21 protein-coding genes and 1 pseudogene are annotated in these 22468 nt (G+C 68.6%); 14 read left to right on the top strand and 8 right to left on the bottom strand.

Annotated elements, in window-relative coordinates; genetic code table 11:
- Window positions 1-18: 18 nt before the first annotated feature.
- Window positions 19-672: a hypothetical protein gene (locus BCO18175_RS29310; RefSeq protein ID WP_174986168.1), complete on the bottom strand. Its 654-nt coding sequence runs from the start codon at window positions 670-672 to the stop codon at window positions 19-21.
- A gap of 548 nt (window positions 673-1220) precedes the next feature.
- Here BCO18175_RS29310 and BCO18175_RS29305 point away from each other — a divergent pair.
- The 5 genes from BCO18175_RS29305 to BCO18175_RS29285 all read left to right on the top strand — a co-directional run bounded on the left by BCO18175_RS29305 (window position 1221) and on the right by BCO18175_RS29285 (window position 5561).
- Window positions 1221-1505 (top strand): phosphopantetheine-binding protein, encoded by a 285-nt coding sequence (locus BCO18175_RS29305; protein ID WP_174973239.1) that lies wholly within the window; start codon window positions 1221-1223, stop codon window positions 1503-1505.
- 110 nt (window positions 1506-1615) lie between these two features.
- Window positions 1616-2332, top strand: coding sequence for a 3-oxoacyl-ACP reductase FabG (gene fabG / locus BCO18175_RS29300; protein ID WP_174986166.1), 717 nt, complete (start codon window positions 1616-1618; stop codon window positions 2330-2332).
- A gap of 85 nt (window positions 2333-2417) precedes the next feature.
- Window positions 2418-3695, top strand: coding sequence for an endoribonuclease L-PSP (locus BCO18175_RS29295; RefSeq protein ID WP_174986164.1), 1278 nt, complete (start codon window positions 2418-2420; stop codon window positions 3693-3695).
- A gap of 125 nt (window positions 3696-3820) precedes the next feature.
- Window positions 3821-4603, top strand: coding sequence for a glycosyltransferase family 2 protein (locus BCO18175_RS29290; RefSeq protein WP_174986162.1), 783 nt, complete (start codon window positions 3821-3823; stop codon window positions 4601-4603).
- A gap of 196 nt (window positions 4604-4799) precedes the next feature.
- Window positions 4800-5561, top strand: coding sequence for a M48 family metalloprotease (locus BCO18175_RS29285; protein ID WP_174915426.1), 762 nt, complete (start codon window positions 4800-4802; stop codon window positions 5559-5561).
- A 102-nt stretch (window positions 5562-5663) separates the two neighbouring features.
- On the opposite strand, the gene BCO18175_RS29280 is transcribed toward BCO18175_RS29285, so the two are convergent.
- From BCO18175_RS29280 to BCO18175_RS29265, 4 genes are read right to left on the bottom strand one after another with little or no spacing between them, the layout of a single operon-like run.
- On the bottom strand, window positions 5664-7376 hold the full coding sequence (locus BCO18175_RS29280; RefSeq protein ID WP_174986160.1) for a lactate permease LctP family transporter: 1713 nt from the start codon (window positions 7374-7376) through the stop codon (window positions 5664-5666).
- 50 nt (window positions 7377-7426) lie between these two features.
- Window positions 7427-8872, bottom strand: a complete 1446-nt coding sequence (locus BCO18175_RS29275) for a LutB/LldF family L-lactate oxidation iron-sulfur protein (protein ID WP_174915424.1) — start codon at window positions 8870-8872, stop codon at window positions 7427-7429.
- Window positions 8869-9603: a LutC/YkgG family protein gene (locus BCO18175_RS29270; protein ID WP_174986158.1), complete on the bottom strand. Its 735-nt coding sequence runs from the start codon at window positions 9601-9603 to the stop codon at window positions 8869-8871. The genes BCO18175_RS29275 and BCO18175_RS29270 overlap by 4 nt, the downstream gene beginning before the upstream one ends.
- On the bottom strand, window positions 9600-10400 hold the full coding sequence (locus BCO18175_RS29265) for a (Fe-S)-binding protein (protein WP_174986156.1): 801 nt from the start codon (window positions 10398-10400) through the stop codon (window positions 9600-9602). Before BCO18175_RS29265 ends, BCO18175_RS29270 begins: the two co-directional genes overlap by 4 nt.
- Before the next feature lie 134 nt (window positions 10401-10534).
- Between BCO18175_RS29265 and BCO18175_RS29260 the strand changes: the two genes are divergently transcribed.
- The 6 genes and pseudogenes from BCO18175_RS29260 (at window position 10535) to BCO18175_RS29235 (ending at window position 16120) form a co-directional block, all read left to right on the top strand.
- A complete protein-coding gene (locus BCO18175_RS29260; RefSeq protein WP_174986153.1) occupies window positions 10535-11251 on the top strand; it encodes a FadR/GntR family transcriptional regulator in 717 nt (238 codons plus the stop codon).
- A gap of 224 nt (window positions 11252-11475) precedes the next feature.
- Window positions 11476-13101, top strand: coding sequence for a phospholipase D family protein (locus tag BCO18175_RS29255; protein WP_174986151.1), 1626 nt, complete (start codon window positions 11476-11478; stop codon window positions 13099-13101).
- Between the two features lie 149 nt (window positions 13102-13250).
- Window positions 13251-14024, top strand: a complete 774-nt coding sequence (locus BCO18175_RS29250) for a class II aldolase/adducin family protein (RefSeq protein ID WP_174973258.1) — start codon at window positions 13251-13253, stop codon at window positions 14022-14024.
- A gap of 364 nt (window positions 14025-14388) precedes the next feature.
- Window positions 14389-14823 carry a CHRD domain-containing protein gene (locus BCO18175_RS29245; RefSeq protein WP_174915418.1) on the top strand — a complete coding sequence of 145 codons (435 nt, stop codon included), beginning with the start codon at window positions 14389-14391 and terminating at the stop codon, window positions 14821-14823.
- 17 nt (window positions 14824-14840) lie between these two features.
- Window positions 14841-15020 (top strand): annotated as a pseudogene (locus BCO18175_RS29240) (zinc ribbon domain-containing protein); the annotation flags it as partial.
- Window positions 15021-15157: 137 nt separating this feature from the next.
- A complete protein-coding gene (locus BCO18175_RS29235; protein ID WP_174986149.1) occupies window positions 15158-16120 on the top strand; it encodes an alpha/beta hydrolase in 963 nt (320 codons plus the stop codon).
- On the opposite strand, the gene BCO18175_RS29230 is transcribed toward BCO18175_RS29235, so the two are convergent.
- The gene (locus BCO18175_RS29230) at window positions 16090-16932 is read right to left on the bottom strand and encodes an EcsC family protein (RefSeq protein ID WP_174986148.1); all 843 of its coding nucleotides are present in this window, start codon (window positions 16930-16932) and stop codon (window positions 16090-16092) included. The two genes, BCO18175_RS29235 and BCO18175_RS29230, sit on opposite strands and share 31 nt — an antisense overlap.
- A gap of 319 nt (window positions 16933-17251) precedes the next feature.
- Between BCO18175_RS29230 and BCO18175_RS29225 the strand changes: the two genes are divergently transcribed.
- Window positions 17252-18847 carry an MDR family MFS transporter gene (locus tag BCO18175_RS29225; RefSeq protein WP_174986146.1) on the top strand — a complete coding sequence of 532 codons (1596 nt, stop codon included), beginning with the start codon at window positions 17252-17254 and terminating at the stop codon, window positions 18845-18847.
- Between the two features lie 26 nt (window positions 18848-18873).
- Complete coding sequence (locus tag BCO18175_RS29220) at window positions 18874-19320, top strand: MarR family winged helix-turn-helix transcriptional regulator (protein WP_039360135.1); 447 nt, start codon at window positions 18874-18876, stop codon at window positions 19318-19320.
- A gap of 69 nt (window positions 19321-19389) precedes the next feature.
- Here BCO18175_RS29220 and BCO18175_RS29215 read toward each other — a convergent pair whose 3' ends face one another.
- Entirely contained in the window at window positions 19390-19971 is a 582-nt protein-coding gene (locus BCO18175_RS29215; protein ID WP_021161332.1) for a DJ-1/PfpI family protein, read from the bottom strand.
- Between the two features lie 156 nt (window positions 19972-20127).
- A complete protein-coding gene (locus BCO18175_RS29210) occupies window positions 20128-21408 on the bottom strand; it encodes an amino acid deaminase (RefSeq protein WP_043190560.1) in 1281 nt (426 codons plus the stop codon).
- 119 nt (window positions 21409-21527) lie between these two features.
- Between BCO18175_RS29210 and BCO18175_RS29205 the strand changes: the two genes are divergently transcribed.
- A complete protein-coding gene (locus BCO18175_RS29205) occupies window positions 21528-22466 on the top strand; it encodes a MurR/RpiR family transcriptional regulator (protein ID WP_174986144.1) in 939 nt (312 codons plus the stop codon).
- The last annotated feature ends 2 nt before the right edge of the window (window positions 22467-22468 follow it).

Below are 22468 nucleotides of genomic sequence, written 5' to 3'. Positions count from 1 at the left end.
GCCGCGCCGGCCGGGAATTCATCGTGACGCCTGCGATGCGTGGGTCGTCGCGCGATACGCGCGCACCGCATCGACCATGCGCGGCCGCGGTTCGTGCGGCAGTGCGAAGCGCCGGCACGCATGCTCGGCGGCGAACATCACGGCGACGAGCGGCAGCGACAGGTAGTTCGCGAACGTCGACCACGTGACGATCGGCGCGGTCGCGAACAGCAAAGTCGACACGGCGGCGATCGCGACGAAGAACAGCGTCCACGCGAGCGTGATCTGCCGCGTGTAGCGCGCGACGGCCGGCGTGATCGCGCCGTGGATCATCGTCGCGAAGCGCGTGCACAGCGGCACCTGGCCGGCCGCGAGCGTACGGCCGAACAGCAGCGCCATCGCGAGGTTGAAACTCGCGTGTTCCAGATACAGGCCCCATTCGAAATGCCGGGCGAGCGGCACGCGCGCGGCCCACAGCGCGGCGGCGGCAAGCAGCCACGCCGGCACGAGCCACGCGCGATGCGGCGAGCGCAGTGCCGCGCCGAGCGCGAGCAGCAGCGGCGGCACGAGCGCCATTGCGAGGCCGAAGCCGTGTGCGCCGGGCGTCGCGGCCGCGTAGTGCGCGCCGGCCTGGTACGCCGCGACGGCGCCGACTGCGGCGATGCCGCGGGCGGCGGGCAGCAGCCGGCTCATCGACGGCCTCCTCGAGCGCGGCGCGGATACCCGTCACCGGCGGCCGGGCGGCAGCGGACGGACGGGCGAACCGGAACGGAGCGGAAGGACGGGCGCGGCATGACTGGCGACATCGGGAAGATCGTGGCCGGACGCGGTGGTCGGGCCGTCAAACATCATATGAATGGCGGCCGGGACGCGGGTCCGGGCCGGTGGTCGGGCACGCTCATTTTAGGGCCGCGGCACCGCGTGTTCGGGGCGGGCGTGAACGGGTTTTGTAACCGATTGTATGGCGTCGGACGAACGGTTTCGTGGGGTCGGTCCATTTCCATCCGAAGCGGCTCAAGCGTCTGGTGCATTCGGGTCCCGAAACGGGCCGCGGCGCCGGCTCGCCAGTCTGTAACCATTGGCGGTATACGGCCCGATACCCGTTCGTCTAGAATCCGCGTAACTTTTACAAACGATCCCCAAATAACGCAGGCGGGGAAGCCGGCAGACGCCGGAGGGACGGAGATTCGCACGCGCCGGGCGTGCATGGCGATAGCCGTTTCCGGGCGCCTTCCGCTGCCATGGACCGCCTGCCCGCACGCATGATGAACGCACTGGAACAAGAGCTCGCCACGCTGATCATCGGCGAACTGAATCTCGAAGACGTCCCGCTCGAAACAGTGACGGCCGACACCCCGCTGTATGGCGAGGGTTTCGGGCTCGACTCCATCGACATCCTGGAAATCGCACTGCTGATCTCGAAGAAATACGGCTTCGAGCTGCGTTCGGACAATCCGGACAACCAGAAGATCTTTGCGACGCTCGGTGCACTGGCTGCGTACGTCGCCGCGCACCGCACGAAGTGAGCGCGTCGCGCACGGGCGCGGCGCGCAGATGATGACGGCACGCGGCAGCGATCGGCAGACGATACGCGGCCGCGTCGATCGAGGTGGAACGCGATGAACGGAGCAATTCGATGCGGGCGCTCGTGACGGGCGGCAGCGGTGCACTCGGGCAGGCGATCTGCACGGCGCTCGCGCAGGCCGGCCATGAAGTGTGGGTGCACGCGAACCGCCATCTCGCGCAGGCGGAGGCAGTCGCGCAGCAGATCGTCGCGGCCGGCGGCACCGCGCATGCGATCGCGTTCGACGTGACCGATGGCGATGCGACGCTCGCCGCGCTGAAGCCGTTCATCGACGATGCGCCGGTGCAGATCCTCGTCAACAACGCGGGCATTCACGACGACGCGCCGATGGCCGGCATGTCGCGCCGGCAGTGGCACAGCGTGATCGACGTGACGCTCAACGGCTTCTTCAACGTCACGCAGCCGCTGTTGTTGCCGATGATCCGCACGCGGCGCGGTCGGATCGTCAACATCGCGTCGGTGGCCGGCGTGACCGGCAATCGCGGGCAGGTCAACTATGCGGCCGCGAAGGCGGGGCTGATCGGCGCGACGAAGTCGCTGTCGCTCGAGCTCGCGTCGCGCGGCATCACCGTGAATGCAGTCGCGCCCGGCATCATCGAATCGCCGATGGCCGAACACGCGTTTCCCGCCGAACGCATCAAGCAGCTCGTGCCCGCGCAGCGCGCGGGCCGGCCCGACGAAGTCGCGGCGATGGTCGCGTACCTGGTGTCCGACGCCGCGGCCTATGTGACGGGGCAGGTGCTGTCCGTCAACGGCGGGCTTGCATGACGAGGCGCAGCGTCGGCGTGACGTAACGCAACGCGGCGCAAGCCGCGATGTTGCGCGGCCTGCGCCGCACAGTGAGGAAATCGAAGTGTCAGTGCATCCAGTCGACGCCGAACGGCGCCCGTGTTCCCTGTCGTCCTCCGCCGCGCCCGTCGCGCGCGGGCAGACGGCGGCCGGGCCGGCCGCATCGCGCACGCCGCTCGCGCACGACGGCGGCCGCGCACTGCGGCTCGTCCGGATGAGCCATGCGCGGCTCGCCGCGTTGCTGGACGATGCGCGCAGTCATGGCGACGGATTCGAGCGCGCGTTTCCTGGCGCATTGGGTGCGGTGTGCATTGGCGCGGCCGGCCTGCAGGACGCATCGTACGCGGACGCGGCGGCACGGATGCTGGCCGATGTCGTGCCCGACCTGCCGGTCGCGCCGGTGCCGATGACGCTGCTCGGTGCCGGCATCGCGCCGGACGACGCCGTCTGCGAAATCTGGCAATGCCATGCGCGCGACCTGCGCAGCGAACGGCGCGGCGCGCTGCACTATCGGTACAGCGAAACGGCGGGCCTCGTGTTCGGCAGCATCGTCGTGCACGAGACGAGCGAAACGCACGACGGCGGTACGCCGCTCGAACGTGCGACGCACGATGCGTACCGCGCGCTGTTCGACGTGCTCGATTCGCTCGGCATGCCGCATCCGCTGCGCATCTGGAATACCGTGCCGGCGATCAATGCGGTGCAGCTTGGGATCGAGCGCTATCGTCAGTTCAATATCGGCCGCCAGCACGCGTTCGACGCGTGCCGCCGTGCGCTGACGGGCGGCGTGCCGGCCGCATGCGCGCTCGGTTCGGTCGTGCCGGTCGCGGGCGATGCATCGCCGGCCGCGCCGCTCGCGATCCATTTCCTCGCGAGCCGCACGCCGGCCGATCCGGTCGAGAACCCGCGCCAGGTCAGCGCTTATCACTATCCGGCGGAGTACGGCCCGCGTGCGCCGACGTTCGCGCGCGCGGCCGCATGGTCGGAAGGCGATGCCGCGCCGGTGCTGTTCGTGTCGGGCACCGCGAGCATCGTCGGGCACCGCACCGTGCATCACGGCGACGTCGTCGCGCAAACGCGCGAGACGGTCGCGAACCTCGCGGCCGTGCTCGAGCAGGCCGCGCGCCAGGGGTACGGCCCGTTCTCGCTCGCCGACCTGAGCTATCGCGTCTACGTGCGCGACGCCGGCGATACCGCGGCGCTGGCCGCGATCGAGTGCGTGCTGCGCGAGGCGGCCGGCCCCGACGTGCGGCCGCTCGTCGTTCATGCGGACGTGTGCCGCGACGACCTGCTGGTCGAAATCGAGGCCAGTGCGGGTCATGAGGAGGCGTGGCTGTCATGAAGCGAGAAAGCCTCACGATCGGGCAACCGGCCCCGCACGCGGGCGACGTCGACGAAGCCTGCCGACGGTCGCCGGCAAGTCATAAACTTTTGTCAGGATCCCCGTCTTCGCAATCGGCCGTTTCCATGTCTAAGCTGCACGCCTCGTCCACCCATCTCGTCCTGATTCCGAGCTACAACCCGGGCGTCAAGGTCGACACGACCGTGCGCAACGCCCGGGCGCAGTGGAATCCGGTGTGGGTCGTCGTCGACGGCAGCACCGACGGCAGCGCCGAACGGCTGCAGGCGATGGCCGAGCGCGACCCGGGGTTGCGCGTGATCGTGCTGCCGGAGAACCGCGGCAAGGGCGCCGCGGTGCTCGCCGGGCTCGACGCGGCCGCCGCGAGCGGCTTCACGCATGTGTTGACGATGGATTCCGACGGCCAGCATCCGGCCGACCTGATTCCCGCATTCATGGCCGCGTCGCAGGCCGCGCCCGGCGCGATGGTGCTGGGCGTGCCGAAGTTCGACGCGAGCGCGCCGCAGTTGCGCGTGCAGGGCCGCCGGCTGTCGAACGCATGGGCCGACCTCGAGACGCTGTGGGCCGGGATTGGCGATTCGCTGTACGGGTTTCGCGTGTATCCGGTCGCGCCGCTGGCCGCGATCATGCGCCGCCAGCCGTGGATGCGCGGCTTCGACTTCGATCCCGAGGCGGCCGTGCGGCTGTGCTGGGCCGGCGTGCGGCCGATCCGCATCGACGCGCCGGTGCGCTATTTCGGCCGGCACGAGGGCGGCGTCTCGCATTTCCATTACGGCCGCGACAACGCGCTGCTCGCGTGGATGCACCTGCGCCTGTTCACCGGCTTCGCGGTGCGGCTGCCGCTGCTGGTCGCGCGGCGGCTGACGCGACGCCGCGACCAGACGGCCTGAGCCGGCTCGTTTCCCCTTCCGATCGTCGCCCGGCTGCGGCGATTGCTCCGCTTTTCGTCGTCAATCCCGCGCCGGCGCACCGCTTCATTCCTGTCCGCTGAGTAATCAACGTGTCATCGGATGTAAACATCTGGTAATTTTCTGCCGGATTATGCAAAATCGCCGCTCCCAAATACAACTATCGAGGGATTCCGGGATGCAACTCAAGAAAGCGGTGGCAGCGTGTGGCGTGGCGTTTCTGTTGAGCGCGTGCGGCGGGGTACAGAGCCTTGACGCGAACAGCCTGACGTCGGCGGGGACGAACCTGTACAAGGCGGCGACGCTGTCGGACAGCGACATCGCCGCACTGTCGAACGAGTCGTGCAAGTCCAGCGACGCCGAGTCGAAGATCGCGCCGGCGAACAGCGCATACGCGAAGCGCCTGACGAAGGTGATGAAGGGCTTCGGCGACATGACGCTGAACGGCCAGAAGATCAACTACAAGGTCTACATGACCAAGGACGTCAACGCGTGGGCGATGGGCAACGGCTGCGTGCGCGTGTACAGCGGCCTGATGGACCTGATGAACGACGACGAGCTGCGCGGCGTGATCGGTCATGAAATGGGCCACGTTGCACTGGGTCACTCGAAGAAGGCGATGCAGACGGCCTACGCGGTGAGCGCGGCGCGTAGCGCGGCCGGCGCGGCATCGCCGGGCGTGGCGGCCCTGTCGAGCTCGCAGCTCGGCGACATCACCGAGAAGTTCATCAACGCGCAGTTCTCGCAGACGCAGGAAAGCGCGGCGGACGACTACTCGTTCGACCTGATGAAGCAGAAGGGCATGACCCAGAAGGGCCTCGTCACCGGCTTCCAGAAGCTCGCGCAGATGGACGGCGGCGCGAGCTCGATGATGAGCTCGCACCCGTCGTCGGCGAGCCGTGCGCAGCACATCCAGGATCGCATCGCGAAGGGCAGCTGATCGCGCAGCCGATCGCCCGCCGACGCGGGCGATCGACCGGCGAAACGAAAAACCCCACGCTCATCCGGGCGTGGGGTTTTGTTTTTTTGGGGCGTGCGCCGCTTACGGCACCATGCCCGGCAGCACGTACGCCTGCGCGAGCGTGATCAACCCGACGATCACCGCGAACAGCAGGCTGTGCCGCACCGTGAAGCGGAACAGCTCCGACTCCTTGCCGACGAGGCCCGTCGCCGCGCACGCAACCGCGATCGACTGCGGCGAGATCATCTTCGCGGTCACGCCGCCCGTCGTGTTCGCGGCCACCACGAGCGTCTCGGGCACGCCGAGCTGATGGGCGGTGGCCTGCTGCAGCGAGCAGAACAGCGCATTCGACGACGTGTCCGAGCCCGTCAGGAACACGCCGAGCCAGCCGAGGAACGGCGAGAAGAACGGGAACGCCGCGCCGGTCGCGGCCAGCATCAGCGCGAGCGTCGACGACATCCCCGAATAGTTCGCGACGAACGCGAATGCCAGCACGAGGCCGATCGACAGGATCGGGCGCGTCAACTCCTTCAGCGTCTCGCCGAACGTGACGAGCGCGTCGCGCGGCTTCATCCGCAGCAGCGCCATCGAGATCAGCGCGGTCACGAGGATCGCGCTGCCCACTGCCGACACGAGATCGATCTTCAGCACGGCGTCGAGCGCCTTCGGTGTCGCGGCGATCGGCGCGGTTTTCATGACGAGCTGGTCGAGCCCCGCCACATGGAACTTCAGCACGGTCGACGCGAGTGCACCGTGCGCGGCGAACAGCGCCTTGAACGGCGCGATGCTCCATACGGTGACGACGGCCGTCAGGATCAGGAACGGCGACCACGCGCGCACGGTCTGCGCGAGCGTGTACGGCGACGCCTGCCGGCGCGTGCCGGTGCCGAAACCGTTGCGCGAGCCCGCGCTTCCGAAGCCCGCGAGCGCGGCGCCGCCGCCCGACGCGACGAGGCCGCCTGCCGCCTGCTTCGCGGTGCGCGGCTGCCAGACCTTCAGGAACGCGGCGAGCGCGACGAGGCTGACGAGCGACGACGTGATGTCCGGCAGCTCGGGCCCGATGTGGTTCGACGTGAAGTATTGCGTCACCGCGAAGCTGCCGCCCGCGACGAGCGCGGCCGGCCAGGTCTGCCGCACGCCGCGCAGCCCGTCCATCATGAACACGAGCCAGAACGGCACCGCGAGCGACAGCAGCGGCAGCTGGCGGCCGGCCATCGCGCCGATATGGAACGGGTCGATGCCCGTCACCTGTCCGGCGACGATGATCGGAATGCCCATCGCACCGAATGCGACCGGCGCGGTATTTGCAATCAGACACAGTCCGGCCGCGTGCAGCGGCTTGAAGCCGAGGCCGACGAGCAGCGCGGCCGTGATCGCGACGGGTGCGCCGAAGCCGGCCGCGCCTTCGAGGAACGCGCCGAACGAGAAGCCGATCAGCAGCATCTGCAGGCGCTGGTCGTCGGTGATCGACAGCACGGACGCGCGAATGATGTCGAACTGGCCGGTCTTCACGACGATCTTGTAGAGGAACACGGCCGCGACGATGATCCACGCGATCGGCCACTGGCCGTACGCGAAGCCGAAGCCGGCCGCCGCGAGCGCCTGCGGCACGGGCATCCCGTACGCGAGGATCGCGACGCCGAGCGACAGCAGCAGCGTGATCGCCGCGGCGACGTGGCCCTTGAGCCGCAGCGCGGCCAGCGCAACGAAAAAGAAGATGATCGGGATTGCGGCGACGAACGCCGACAGCCCGAGGCTGCCGAGCGGGGTGTAGATCTGATGCCAGGCCTGCATGGATGTCTCCTCCATAGGTTTTTGTCGGTACGGCTTGAAAATCGAAACGGCTACTCGGGCTGGCCGCGTGCGCGCAGCAGGTCCGACAGGCTGCGCGGTGCCGGTTCGAGCGGCGTGCGGTGCTGCGTCCAGCCCATCTGCTTCGCGGGCGTCAGCGCACGCAGCCGCGTCGCGGTCCAGCGGAACGCGCGGTACGCGCGCGGATGCGCGAACGCACCCGACCAGAAGCGCCACACGAGGTCTTCCGCGCGGGTGTAGTTCGCGCCCTGGCCGCGCAGCGGATGCGCGACGGGTTCGTCGGGCTTGCGGTTCGCTTCGGTGCGCAGCCGCACGAGCAGTTGCGGGATCGGGATCCGCACCGGGCACACCTCGCCGCAGGCGCCGCACAGCGTCGACGCGGTCGGCAGGTCGGCCGTCGCGTCGAGGCCGAGCAGGTGCGGCGAGATGATCTTGCCGATCGGGCCCGGGTAGGTCGTGCCGTAGGCGTGGCCGCCGATGCGCGTATAGACGGGGCAGTGGTTCATGCACGCGCCGCAGCGGATGCACTGCAGCGTTGCGCGCAGCTGCTCGTCCGCGTAGGCCTGCGTGCGGCCGTTGTCGAGCAGCACGAGATGCAGCTCGCGCGGGCCGTCGCGTTCGCCGTCGCGGCGCGGGCCCGAGATCAGGTTGAAGTAGGTCGTGATCGCCTGCCCGGTGGCCGAGCGCGTGAGCAGGCTCGACAACGGCACGATGTGCTCGAGCTTCTCGACGACCTTCTCGATCCCCATGATCGCGACGTGCGTGTCGGGCACCGTCGTCGACAGGCGGCCGTTGCCTTCGTTCTCGACGAGCCACAGCGTGCCCGTGTCGGCCGCCGCGAAGTTCACGCCCGACAGACCGATGTCCGCGTCGGCGAACGCGCGGCGTAGCGCGCGCCGGCCGGTCTGGATCAGCTCGTCGACGTCCTCCGTGTAGCGCGTGCCGGGGATGTGTTCCTCGAACAGCGCGGCGATGTCGCCACGCGTCTTGTGGATCGCCGGCATCACGATATGCGACGGTTTCTCGCCCGCGAGCTGCACGATGAATTCGCCCATGTCGGATTCGATGCAGTCGACGCCGTGCTCCGCGAGGTAATGGTTCAGCTCGATTTCCTCGCTTGCCATCGACTTGCCCTTGATCACGCGGCGCGCTTTCCTCGCCTGCGCGATGCCGAGCACGATCGCATTCGCGTCGGCGGCTGTCTCGGCCCAGTGCACGTGCACGCCGGCTTCGGTGAGCTTCGTTTCGAGCCGTTCGAGCAGCGCGGGCAACTGCGCGAGCGCGTGCTGCCGCACGGCTTCGCCGAGGTCGCGCAGCTGCTGCAGCTCGGTGTCGTCGGGGAACTGCGTCGCGCGCTTGCCTTGCAGGAAGTCCATCGCGCCGCGAAAGCTCTTGCGCAGCGCGGGATCGTCGAGCGCGGCGCGCGCACGGGCCTTGAAGTCGCCGGGGGCGACGAATTGCAGCGTGTGGTCGCTCATTGCGGAAGGTCCTCGCTGGCGGTGGCGGGCGGGTGTGCGGCCGCCGTATCGGTGACGATCACGACCCACAGGCGGCGCGGGCCGTGCGCGCCGTAGGCGAGCGTCTGCTGGATGTCGGACGTCTTCGACGGACCCGACACCAGCACGAGGTTCGTCGGCATGCCGGCGTGCCAGCGCTCAGCGTGTACCGCCGCGTGAAGGTCAGGATGCAGCGTGCTCGCGTGGACGAGCGCGACATGCAGCGGCGGCACCAGCGATACCGTGCGCGGCGTGCCGGCATCGGGCGCGAGCACGACGGTGCCGGTGGCCGCGATGCCCGAGCGGGCGACGGTGAAGCCCGCGTCGATCGTGTCGAACAGTTCGGCCTTCCACGCATCGATCGGCCGGTCGAACGGCACGGGCGCGATCGTGCCGGGCAGTACGCGGGCGAGCGCCGCGGATTCGGCGCGGGCCGGGTCGAGCAGCAGGCGGCGCACACCGGCATCGGCGAGCCGCGCGGCGAGCTGCGCGGGCCATTCGTCGCCGGTCGCGCACCAGACGTCCGCGTGCGACGCGGCGAGCGCTGCCTGCATCGCGTGGGCTAGCGCGTGCGGATCGCGTGCGGTCTCGATCGGCGAGCGGTGCGCGTCGTAATGCGTGTCGATGCGTGCGTCGAGCGCGGGGGCGGCCTCGGCGGCGACACCCGGCGCGGCGGCGCGCAACCGCTTGAGGATCGCGTCGCGCGCACTCATTGCTTGTCTCCGCGCAGCGACGCGGCGCCTGCCGTGCGCCGCCACAGGAAGCTGGCGAGGTGCTCGACCGGCAGCGGCGCGCCGGCCTTGGTCGCAGCATGGCCGATGTTCAGCAGGCAGCCGCAGTCGGCGGACACGAGCCGGTCGCAGCCCGTCGCGCAGGCCGACGCGACCTTGTCGCGCACCATCGCGCCGGAAATGTCCGGATGTTTCAGCGAGAACGTGCCGCCGAAGCCGCAGCATTCGGATTCGCGTTCGTGTTCGATGCGCGTCACGCCCGGCAGCGCGTCGACGAGTGCGACGCCGTGGACGCGCGTGCCCATCTCGCGGCGGGCCGCGCACGACGTGTGCAGCACCACGCGCTCGTCGGGCCCGGCGTTGGCCGTGGCCGCGTCGAGTTGCACGTCGAGCACATGGACGAGGAATTCGGCGAGTTCGTAGGTTCGCTCCGCGATCGCGCGGGCTGTCGGGCCGTGGACCGGATCGTCGGCGAACAGCGCCGGCCAATGGTGGCGGATCATGCCCGCGCACGAGCCGGACGGCACGATCACGGGCCACGGTTCGGCGAACAGGTCGAGCTGCGCGGCCGCGACGCGGCGCGCTTCGTCGGGATTGCCGCTGCTGTAGGCCGGTTGCCCGCAGCAGCTCTGGCCGCGCGGATAGTGGACGGTCAGGCCCTCGCGTTCCAGCAGGCGGACCGCGTCGAGCCCGGCTTCGGGGACGAACAGGTCGACCAGGCAGGTCGCGAACAGGTAGACGTGCGCGGCGGCGGTGGCGGGGTACTGCCTTTCGTTCATGTCTCGCTCCAGAGGCGCCGGCCCGGCATGCGGATGCGGGACGACAATTTCGCTGCATAATTCCCGCGACGGCGCCGGAGCTCAAATTGGTTGGGCCAATCGGCGTGGCAGGTATTCCGCAGGGAGACGCGACGATGGCAGCGATGACGGCACGGGGCCGGACCGAAGTGGTGATGCGCAAGATCGAGACGGCGCTGCTCGACGGCACATGGCCGGCCGGCGTGCGCCTGCCGGCCGAGCGCGTGCTCGCGCAGGAATACGGCGTCGCGCGCAATACGGTGCGCGAGGCGACCCAGCGGCTCGTCGCGCGCGGGCTGCTGCAGAGCCGGCGCGGCGCGGGCGTCTACGTGACGGACCAGTTGCGTGCCGGCATCGCGTCGCCGTGGGGCCAGCTGGTCGCGGATCATCCGGCGCTGCGCGACGACATCCTCGAGTTCCGGCGCGTGCTCGAAGGCGCGACCGCCTATTTCGCCGCGCTGCGCGCCGATGCGAACGACCGGCGCCGGATCCGCGCGCTGCTGCGCGAACTCGAAACGGCGCACGCGAACGGCGCCGCGGCCGTCGAGGCCGCGACCGACGCGAAGCTGCACGAGGCGATCGCGCTCGCGTCGCACAACACGATGTTCCTGCACCTGCATACGAGCGTGATCGGGATGCTGCGCGAGCACATCTCGATCAACGTGGCGGGCATGACGACGCACGACGAGCAGGCTTCCGAACTGCTGTTGCTGCAGCACCGCGTCGTGTGCGAAGCAATCTGCGCGCAACGGCCCGAAGAGGCGCGCACCGCGATGCAGACGCATATCGACTACGTGCGCAGCCATTTCGAGCGCAGCGGCGACGGAGCCTGATATTGGTTGGACCGCTTCGACGTGTGGCCTGTCCCGCAGCCACCTCCGGCGCGGCGGGGCGTCGACGCCCGGCAGGCAGGTGCACGCCTGCGGTTCGAAGTTGCCGGTGCCGCCCGCGCGATTGACCGGTTCATCGGGCGCCCACTAGAATCGGCCGGAACCGCGCGCCAGCCGCGCGCCGCGGCGCATGCGGGCCCTTTGTTCCGCCAGTCGAGGAAGTTTCCGTGTTCACCTTTTTGATCCGGCGCGCACCGGCCGCGCTGTCGTGGCGCGCCGCATGCCGCCCGGCCCGCGCGCTGGCCGCCGGCATACTGCTGTCGCTCGTTGCCGCCTGCGCGACGCATCCGCCCGCCACCACGCTCGATCGCCCGGTCTCCCACGCGTTGCCGCCCGATGCCGCGACGCCGCTGCGCGACGCGCTGGCCGCGCCCGAGGCCGCGCATCCGGGCCAGTCCGGCTTCCGGCTGCTGCCGGAAGGCGCCGAGGCGCTGCAGATGCGCATCGCGCTCGCACGCGCCGCGACGAAAACGCTCGACATGCAGTACTACATCGCGACCGAGGACACGACCGGCAAGCTGCTGCTCGCCGCGGCGCTGTACGCGGCCGATCGCGGCGTGCGCGTGCGGATGCTGGTCGACGACCTGAACTTCCGCGACATCGATCGCATCATGGCCGCGCTGAACACGCACCAGAACATCGAGATCCGCGTGTTCAACCCGTTCGGCGCGTCGCAGCACGGCATGGTCGAGCGCACGGCCAACTTCTTCACGCGCATCGACAGCTTCACGCGCCGGATGCACAACAAGGCGATGATCGCGGACAACCAGATCGCGATCGTCGGCGGCCGCAATCTCGGCGACGAATACTTCAACGCGAGCCCGACGCTCCAGTTCCGCGATCTCGACGTGCTGGCCGCCGGCTCCGTGACGAACGACGTCTCGGCGAGCTTCGACACGTACTGGTCGAGCGCGAGCAGCTATCCGCTGCGTGTGCTGAATCACCAGTCGTTCGATCCGAAGGACCTCGACGCGACGCGCGACGAGCTGCGCGCCCACTGGCGCCAGAACGCCGACCCGTACAACGCGAAGCCGCTGAACGCGACGCCGCTCGCGCAGCAGATCACGCGCGACGAGCTTGCGCTCGTGTGGGCGCCGGCCGAGTTCAAGGTCGATGCGCCCGACAAGATCGCGCGGCCGACCGACGCGTACGTGAGCCCGCCGATGCAGCGCCTGGTCGAGCTCACGCGCGGCGCGCAGCAGGAATTCCTCGCGTTCTCGCCGTACTTCGTGCCGCACGACGCGGGCGTGAAGATCCTCGGCGACGCGACCGCGCGCGGCGTGCGCGTCGCGATCCTGACCAATTCGCTCGCGGCGACCGACGCGGTTGCCGTGCAGGCCGGCTACGGTCCGTATCGCGTGCCGCTGCTGCAGCAGGGCGTCGAGCTGTACGAGTTCAAGGCGCAGCCGGGCCGGCAGCGCGCGCGCCTGTTCGGGTCGCGCTCTCGGGCGAGCCTGCATGCGAAGGCGTACGTGATCGACCGGAAGATCCTCGTGATCGGCTCGATGAATCTCGATCCGCGCTCCGCGCACCTGAATACCGAACTGGCGCTCGTGATCCACAGTCCGACGCTCGCGCAGCAGGTCGCGACGATCTTTGCGCGCGTGACGCAGCCGGATGACAGCTACCGTGTGAGCCTCGTGACGCCGGCAGGCGGCGGGGCGCCCGAACTCGAATGGACGGGCATCGACAACGGCCGGCCGACCACCTATCACGTCGATCCGCACGCGGGGCTGCTGCGCAACCTGATGACCGGCATGTTCATGCTGCTGCCGGTCGACGACCAGCTTTAAGGGGACGGAAGCGCTCCGGCTAAACCCGCGTTTCCGGTGCGCGGGGAAAGGTGATATGGTTGTGTGCGCAACTAATACGGCGCGCAAGATAGTGCCGCAAGACGCCCTGCACCACGCGTGCCGCGCACACCCGCAACCGGAGTTCCCCCATGCAACGTGTCCCGAACCAGCCGTTCACGCGTCCCGCCCGTTTCTCCGAAGCCGAATGGCAGGCGCGCGTACAGCTCGCGGCGGCTTACCGCATCTTCGATCATCTCGGCTGGACCGAGCTCATCTACAACCATATCTCGCTGCGTGTGCCGGGCGAGGACGGGCATTTCCTGATCAACCCGTTCGGGCTCCATTACCGCGAGGTGTGCGCGTCGAACCTCGTGAAGATCGACATCGACGGCAACGTGATCGGTCATTCCGACTGGCCGATCAACCCGGCCGGCTTCACGTTCCACAGCGCGATCCATGCGGCGCTGCCCGATGCGCACTGCGTGATGCACGTGCACACGACGCCGACGATGGCCGTGTGCTGTTCGCGCGACGGGCTGTCGTTCTCCAATTTCTATTCGGCTCAGCTGTACGGGAAGATCGCGTATCACGACTTCGAGGGCATCACCGTGCATCTCGAGGAGGGGCGGCGCATCGTCGAGAGTGCAGGCGGGCGGCCCGTGCTGCTGTTGCGCAACCATGGGCCCGTGACGATCGGCGCGACGCTCGCGCAGACGTTCTCGCTGATGTGGCTGCTCAATCGCGCATGTGAGGTACAGATTGCCACGCATGCGATCGGCGACGCGCTGCCGATCGCGCCGCCGGTGCTCGAAGCGTGCGTGCGCGATTCGCTGAATTTCGACCCGAAGCATGGCGCGGGGCAGGACGCATTCGATGCGCTGCAGCGTATCGTCGATCGCATCGATCCCGGCTATCGCGCGTGACGTGATACGGCGATATCGTTTCGTCATGCTTGATACGGCGTGAACCGGGTCCGGCGGCACGCGCAAAAAAAACGCGGCCGGACGGCCGCGTGAATACTCGCAGACTCCTTCGGACGAAGGAAACAAGCAACTGTGAGACGAAGTGTAGCGAAAGGCCGCGCGCCGATTCAGCCATCTGGCTGCAAAGGTCCATTCCAGGTTGACGCAAACTGACGCATCGCGCGCCGCGCGAGAGGGCCGGCCGCGCGCGGTGCGGCGATTCGCAGCATGGCCGTTCGGTGGGCTCCCGGATCAACGGCGATCGACTACCATCATGTCTGGCGCCCCCGTTCGGGCGGCGTACAACGTCGTACAAGGAGAGTCCATGCTCAAGCTGCGTTTGCTCCAGGTCGCGTTACTCGCGGGCGTGCTGGCCGCCGGCAGCGCCGCTGCCGAAACGGTGCGCCTGTCCGCCAATCTCCAGCCGTCGAGCGAAGTGCCGCCGACGGCGACCAAGGGCTCGGGCGATGTCGAGGCCACCTACGACACGGCCACGCACATGCTGCAGTGGAAGGTCACTTACGAACACCTCACGGGGCCGGCCACTGCCGCGCACTTCCACGGGCCCGCGCCGGTCGGCCAGAACGCGGGTGTGCAGGTGCCGATTCCGAAGGATGAGCTGGCAAGCCCGATCAAGGGCTCGAAGGAGCTCACCGACGCGCAGGTCACCGACCTGATGGGCGGCAAGTGGTACTTCAACGTCCATACGAAGGACCACCCGGCCGGCGAGGTCCGCGGCCAGGTGATGCCGGCGAACTGAGTGCCGGCGCTTGAGCCGTGAGCGCCGAAAACCGGCAGACGCAGGCGGCATTCCGCTGTGTCGCGTGCGGTCATGAGGGCCATGCCGATGTGGTCGGTGCGATCAACATACTGGCGCGGGGGCACCGCGTTGCAGCCTGTGGAGAGCCGGTGCAGTCGGGCCGCTCCGTGAAGCAGGAACCCGCCGAGGCGATCTGAGACAAGCAACATCGTTTCAAACGCAGTAGGAATCCCGAGGCTTCAGGCGCGGGAGGATGTCAAATAGAGGCACCTGTCGAGCGGTGGGGGAACGTTCGCACGTACCATCGTCACACTGCGATTACGGAGTGCGTCCGATGAGTTGGCAAAGCAAGTTCGCCTGCTGGCTGCTGCGCTGGCAGTTCCGTCCCGAGACCACGCGCGAGGTGCTCGATCCCGCCCGCGCGCGGCGCTTTACCGACCTGCGGATGGTTGTGCCGCGCCGCGCACCGTCGGGCTACCGGCTGCGCCAGTGCTACGGCGCGGGCGATGCGCCGCTGCGCGGCGAATGGCTCGAGCGCACCGACGCGGGTGCGGGGCGCGGGTCCGGCCGCACGCTGCTGTACTTCCACGGCGGCGGCTATTACTTCTGTTCGACGAAGACCCACCGGCCGCTCGTGTTCGGCCTGACGAAGCGCGCGGGCGTGCGCTCGTTCTCGCTCGACTACCGGCTGGCGCCCGAAAACCGTTTCCCGGCCGCGCTCGACGATGCGCTGGCCGCGTACCGGCAACTGCTGGCGCTCGGCACGCCGCCCGAGTCGATCGTGCTCGGCGGCGATTCGGCGGGCGGCGGCCTCGCGCTCGCGACGCTCGTCGCGTTGCGCGACCGCGGCGAGCCGCTGCCGGCCGGCGCGATCCTGTTCTCGCCGTGGACCGACCTGGCCGCTACCGGCGCGACGCTGCGCACGAACGACGGCGCCGATCCGATGTTCGCGGGCGCGGCGTTGCCGAAGGCCGCGAAGCTGTACCTGGGCGACGAGCCGGGCACGAATCCGTACGCATCGCCGCTCTATGCGGATTTCGCGGGCCTGCCGCCGCTGTATATCCAGGTCGGCAGCACCGAGGTGCTGCTCGACGATTCGCGCCGCGTCGCCGAGAAGGCGAAGGCCGCCGGGGTAGCGGTGGAGATCGAGGTGTGGCCGGACATGCCGCACGTGTGGCAGCTGTACGCGCCGATGGTGCCGGAAGCGCGCGATGCGCTCGACCGCGCGGCCGCGTTCCTGCGCCGCGTCGCGGTCGAGCGTGCGGTTCAGCGCGCCGGCGAGGCGTCGATCGCCTGATAGGCGGCCTTGACGGCCACCGAGCCGTACTTGCGCTCGAGCCGGCGCACGGTGAAGTGGCCGTGCGCCATCTGCTGGAAGTGGTCGATGAACAGCGTATTGACGGTCGCGCCGAGCACGGCGCCGATCGCCGGAATCGACTTCGCGGCCATCTGCTCGGTCACCTGCACCGAGAAGCGCGACGCCACCGTCTGCACGAGCTTGAACACGGCGGCCGAGCTGTGCGCGGCAATGCCCTTCGTCGTGATGTCGGACGATGCCTTCGAGATCGCCTGCGCGAGTGCGCCGCGCAGCACGAAATAGCCGAGATCGGCGTCCTCTTCCTGCTTGTCCGGGTTGCCGCCCATGCCGAGCACGGCCAGGCATTGCAGCTGCGTATCGACCGAACTCAGGTCTTCGCCCTCGCTGCGCGCGATGTCGCATACCGAGCGGAAGATCAGCGTCGTCGTCACCGGCAGCTCGACCGGCAGCGCGAGAAAGCCGAACGCGCCGCCCGCCGCGCCGGTGGTTGCGACCGCGAGCTTGTGCAGCAGGTTGCTCGGCTTGTCGGGCTCGGCGTCCGGCGCGGGCGGCTTGCCGAGCGTGCGCAGCGCGATGTTCAGGCATTTGCGCAGCGCGAGCTGCGTCGCATCGTTGATCTTGCCGGTCGCGAAATCGGGCAGCCGGGCGATCATTTTCTCGACCGGCGCGCCCAGCATGCCCGTCAGCTTCATCGTCAGCGACGGGCTTTCCAGCACCTGCTTCGCGCGCCACAGCGCGTCCCGATCGTCCGGCGACAGTGTGATCGCGGGGGTGATTGAAATCGGTTCCATCTTTCTCCTTGGCGGTCTGGTTCGGTTAGGGCCTGTTCGCGCTAATAACGGGCTTGCGCTGGCCACCAGAAGGGCCGAGCCCCGCGAATGAATTTTCCAAAAATAGGGGAACGTGCCTTGCCGGCCGCACTGCGGCGTCGATCGTCACTTGTTTGGTGCGGCCAAACGGCGCTCCTCACTCCTTGCAGTGCGACCGGCAAGACACGTTCGCAAGCCCGTTATTGGCGCGAACAGGCCCTAAACCGTCGCCAGCCTAGATTACTCCGGCGTGCTAGAATTTTGAGATTGTTTGACTCGTCAAAAGTTGCGCCAACAAAAAATGGCCGTCCATACTGCCGCCCACCATTCGAGCGGGCAAGTCCTGCCGTTCCGCGAATCGCTGCTGGCGATGATCGGGATCTCATTTGTCACCATGCTCGTCGCGCTCGACCAGACCGTCGTCGGCACCGCGCTGCCGACCATCGTCGCCGAGCTCCGCGGTTTCGACCTGTACGCGTGGGTCGCGACCTCGTACCTGCTCAGTTCCGTGATCACGGTGCCGATCTTCGGCCGCCTCGGCGACTATTACGGCCGCAAGCCGTTCGTCATCGCGTCGATCGTCGTGTTCACCGGCGCGTCCGTGCTGTGCGGGATGGCGAACGACATGCTGATGCTCGTGCTCGCGCGCGGGCTGCAGGGGATCGGCGGCGGGATGCTGGTCGGCACCGCGTTCGCGTGTATTCCCGACCTGTTCCCCGATTCCGTCGTGCGGCTGCGCTGGCAGGTGCTGATGAGCTCCGCGTTCGGCATTGCGAACGCGGTCGGCCCGTCGCTCGGCGGCGTGCTGACCCAGTCGTTCGGCTGGCGCTCGGTGTTCTACGTGAACCTGCCGGTCGGCCTGCTGTCGCTGCTGTTCGTGTGGCGTTACCTGCCGCACCTGCGCCACGTCGCGCACGATCGCAAGATGCGGCTCGACTGGCCGGGCGCGCTGCTGATCGCGCTGTCGCTCGGCGCGCTGCAGCTGTTCGTCGAATGGCTGCCGAAGTACGGCGTCGCGAGCTGGGCGTCGCTGCTGCTCGTCGTCGCGGTCGCGGCCGGTTTCGGCCTGTGGCACTGGGAGCGGCGCTGCGCGCAGCCGATTTTACCGTTCGACATGTTCGGCAACCGCGCGCTGTCGGCGCTCTTCGTGCTGGCGATCCTCGCCGGCTTCTCGATGTTCTCGCTGCTGTTCTACGCGCCGCTGCTGTTCCAGGGCGGGTTCGGGATGTCGCCGAAGGAGGCGGGGCTCGTGATCACGCCGCTCGTCGTGTTCATCACGATCGGCAGCATCATGAACGGCCGGGTCGTCACGCGCATCCGCAATCCGAACGCGATGCTGCACGTCGGCTTCGTACTGTTCGCGATCACCTGCGCGGGTATCGTCGTGTCGACCCACACGACGCCGAAGTGGGTGCTGATGGCGTTGATGGTCGCGGGCGGCATCGGGCTCGGCTTCGTGCTGCCGAACCTCACCGTATTCGCGCAGCAGACGGCCGGCCGCGAGCATCTCGGCATCGCGACGGCGCTGCTGCAATCGCTGCGGATGGTCGGCGGGATGGTCGGCACCGCGCTGACCGGCACGCTCGTCAACCAGATGTACTCGGGCGGCGTGCGCGATGCGCTGTCGGCCGACCACGCGATGCAGTGGCATGCGCAGCTCGCCGATCCGCAGATCCTGATCGATCGCGCCGCGCAGGGCGGTCTGGTCGCGGAGCTGACCCGTGCCGGGCATAATGGCGCGCTGCTGCTGGAAGCGGCCCGCGAATCGCTCGTTGGCGCGATTCACCTGGGCGTCGCAATGGCGGCTGTCGTCGCCGTGGTATCGGTGTGGCAGTGCCGCCGCGTGCCGCCGATCGAGCTGCGGCACAAGATCGAACCGCATGTCGCGGCCGACTGAACGATTGAACGAGTAGAACTGAGCGCATGGAAGAACAGGACCGCGTCGCGATCTTGCAGCAATTCGGACGCACGTATCGCGCGTTCATGACCGCGTTCGAGGCGCACGTCGGGCAACCGATGCCGCGCTGGCGCATCATGGTTGCGTTGCACACGATGGGCGGGCATTCGTCGCAGAAGAAGCTCGTCGAAGTGCTGCGCGTCGATCCGGGCGCGCTCACGCGCCAGTTGAAGTCGCTCGACGCGCTCGGCTGGATCCAGCGTGAATCCGACGCACGCGACAATCGCGTGACCAACGTGACGCTGACGGACGATGGCCGCGCCGCGTTCGACGCATGCCTGCCGCGCCGCAAGGCGTTTCTCGAACAGACGATGGCGCAATTGCCGGACGACGTGCTGAATGCGCTGTCGGGCGCGCTGGCGATGCTGGAGTCGCGGATCGCGGACGTAGGCTCGACGCCGGCCGCGCGCTGAAGCGCCGGGCAGGGCAGCGCGAATACGCCGCCGGCCCCGGCCTTCATCTCATCTCAATTCACGTCAGGTTCAAAGCTCGATGCGCGTTCCCAGCAGCGCGAGGAACTGCGCGAGCCAGGCCGGATGCGCGGGCCAGGCGGGCGCGGTGACGAACGGCGCGTCGGTCACGGCGGCGTCGACCGGGATGTCCGCGTATTCGCCGCCCGCGAGCTTCACCTCGGGCGCGCAGGCCGGGTAGGCCGAGATGCGCTTGCCGCGGATCACGTCTGCGGCCGCGAGCAGTTGCGCAGCGTGGCAGATCGCGGCGATCGGCTTGCCGGCTTCGGCGAACTCGCGCACGAGCGAGATCACCTTCGGATCGAGTCGCAGGTATTCGGGGGCGCGGCCGCCCGCGATCGCGAGCGCGTCGTAGCGCGATGCGTCGACGTCGTCGAACGCCGCGTTCAGCGTGAACTGGTGGCCGGGCTTCTCGGTGTAGGTCTGGTCGCCCTCGAAATCGTGGATCGCGGTCTTGATCTTGTCGCCCGCGCGCTTGCCCGGGCAGACTGCATCGACGTGGTGGCCGACGGCCTGCAGCGCCTGGAACGGCACCATCGTTTCGTAGTCTTCGGCGAAATCGCCGGTCAGGAACAGGATCTTCTTCGCGGCCATGGCTTTCTCCAGTGGAGCTGCGTTGAGGGCCCGCGTGGCAGGCGCGTGCAACGCCCGCCTGGGGCCCCGAGGACGAAAGCGCAGTGTACTCCGGCCGCTTGAAGCGCGCGTGACGGCCGCCCCGCGCGAGCGGCGGGGCGGTGCGCGCGAGGTGGGTCAGAAGAAGGTTTCGACGACTTCCGTCACGCTGAACTGCGGATCGAGCACGAGCACCTGGCGCCACTTGTCGAACGTCAGGCACGGGTGCGAGATGTCGAACGCGACCATGTCACCGACCTTTACGTCCGCGCCCGGCGGGATCTGCAAGTACGCGTGCTGGTCCATCATTCCGGTGACGGCCCAGCCTTCGGCGGCGGCGACGTCGCGCGGCGCGGTGTCGCGGCCCGGGCGGAAGTGGCGCGCCGGCTCCGGCAGCCCCGCGTCGAACGCCGCGTCGCGCTTGCCGAGCGCGACGATCGCGCGGTCAGCCTCCGGCACCGACTGCACGTAGGCCCACAGCTGCAACGCGGGCAGCAGCCCTTCGCCCATCGTGCGGGCGATCGGGTTGCGCGCGAACACGTCGGTCTGCGCCTTCTTGTAGATGCCGACATCGTGCGTCAGGTAGCAGCCCGGACGCAGCACGACTTCCGCGAAGCCGGCGTTGGACGCCTTCGCGAATTCTTCCGCGACCACGTCGTACCACGCCGAACCGGCGCCGGACAGGATCGCCGGCGTACGCGCGAAGCGGCCTGCCTCGGCCAGCTCGCGCGTGAGCGCGACCGCTTCCTGCAGGAACGTGCGGATCTCGCCTTCCTCCTTCAGCACGCCTTCGTAGAGTTCGATGCCGGCCAGCTTCAGCGTGTCGGGATAGCGCGCGATCGCGGCCAGCACGGCCTCGCGCTGCGCGGCATCGCGCACGCCCGCGCGGCCGCCCGGCACGCCGAGCTCGAGCAGCACGTTCAGCGGCTTCTTCAGTGCGCCGAAGAAGCGGCCGAGCTGGTCGACGCTCTCCGCCGAATCGACGAGACAGAAGAATTCGAAGTCGGGATCGGACAGCAGCCCGGCGATGATCGTCATGTTCTGGCGGCCGACCAGCTGGTTCGCGAGCAGCACGCGCCGCACGCCGCCGTGATACGCGGCCTGCGTCTGGTGCGCGGTCGCGAGCGTGATGCCCCACGCGCCGGCGTCGAGCTGGCGGCGGAACAGTTGCGGCGCCATCGTCGTCTTGCCGTGCGGCGCAAACTTGACGCCGTACTTCTGGACGAATGCCTGCATCCAGTTCAGGTTGTGTTCGATGCGGTCCTCGTAAAGCACGGCCGCTGGCAGGCTGACGTCTTCCGCAAGCAGGTTCCACTCGAGGCGGCCTGCGTCGCCGAGCGGCACGCTCGCGCTCGGCAGATTGCCGAGACCCTTGCCGAATGGATCGATCGTTGCTTCCTGATAGTTTGTAACTTTCATGTCATCCCGCTCCATCATCACTATGCATTGCACTGAAGTTGACACGCCGATGGTACAGAAAGTAGCATCGGCGCGGTGATGTTATTTAGTAACATCGAGCTTCGCACCCTTTTCCGCAGATGAATACGCCCGTCACCCCGTCCGTTCCGCTCGCGGCCGAACTCCATCCGGCGCCTGCCGCTCCGCCGGTGCTCGACATCGTCGCGCGGATCGCCGAATGCGCGCCCGAGCTACGCGAAGCCGAGCGCAAGGTCGCCGCGTTCATCCTCGCCGACTTGGCGCGCGCCGCGCATGCGAGCATCGGCGCGCTCGCGCGCGACGCGGAGGTCAGCGTCGCGACGGTCACGCGTTTCGCGAAGGCCGTCGGCTGCCGCGACGTGCGCGAACTGAAGGTGCTGGTCGCGCAGGCGGCGGCCGTCGGGCAGCGCTTCCTGGTGCCGTCCGATGACGCACCGGCCGACGACACGAGCCCCGCGTCGATGGTCTACGACGAAATTCGCGTCGCGCTCGCGCACAACCATCAGTTGCTGCGCAATACGTCGTTCGAGGAAGCGGCCGACCTGCTCGCCGCCGCGAAGATGACCTACGTGTACGGGCAGGGCGGCGGCTCGACCGCGCTCGCCGACGAGCTGCGCTTCCGGCTCGTGCGTTTTGGCCGGCCGGTCGCAAGCTACCAGGACAGCATGCTGCAGCGGATGGTGGCCGCGACGCTGTCGCGCGATACCGTTGTCGTCGCGCTGTCGGTGAGCGGGCGCGTGCCCGAGCTGCTCGAGAGCTGCCGGCTCGCGAAGCGCTACGGCGCGAAGCTGATCGCGATCACCGCGCCGGCTTCGCCGCTCGCGAAGCTGGCCGACCACCTGATTCCGGTCGTCGCGTTCGAAACCGATTTCATTTACAAGCCGTCGACATCGCGCTACGCGATGATGATGGCGATCGACGTGCTCGTCACCGGAGTCGCATTGCGGCTCGGTGATGCGGGCCGAGAATCGCTGCGTCGCATCAAGCACGCGCTCGATGCGCATCGCGGCGGCGGAGACCGTCAACCGGTAGGAGACTGACC

It is taken from the genome of Burkholderia lata, from assembly GCF_902499335.1.
In the GTDB taxonomy this organism is placed as follows: Bacteria; Pseudomonadota; Gammaproteobacteria; order Burkholderiales; family Burkholderiaceae; genus Burkholderia; species Burkholderia lata_B.
The sequence above is the reverse complement of the archived record's forward strand: the minus strand, read 5'-3'. Positions and strand labels throughout refer to the sequence as shown.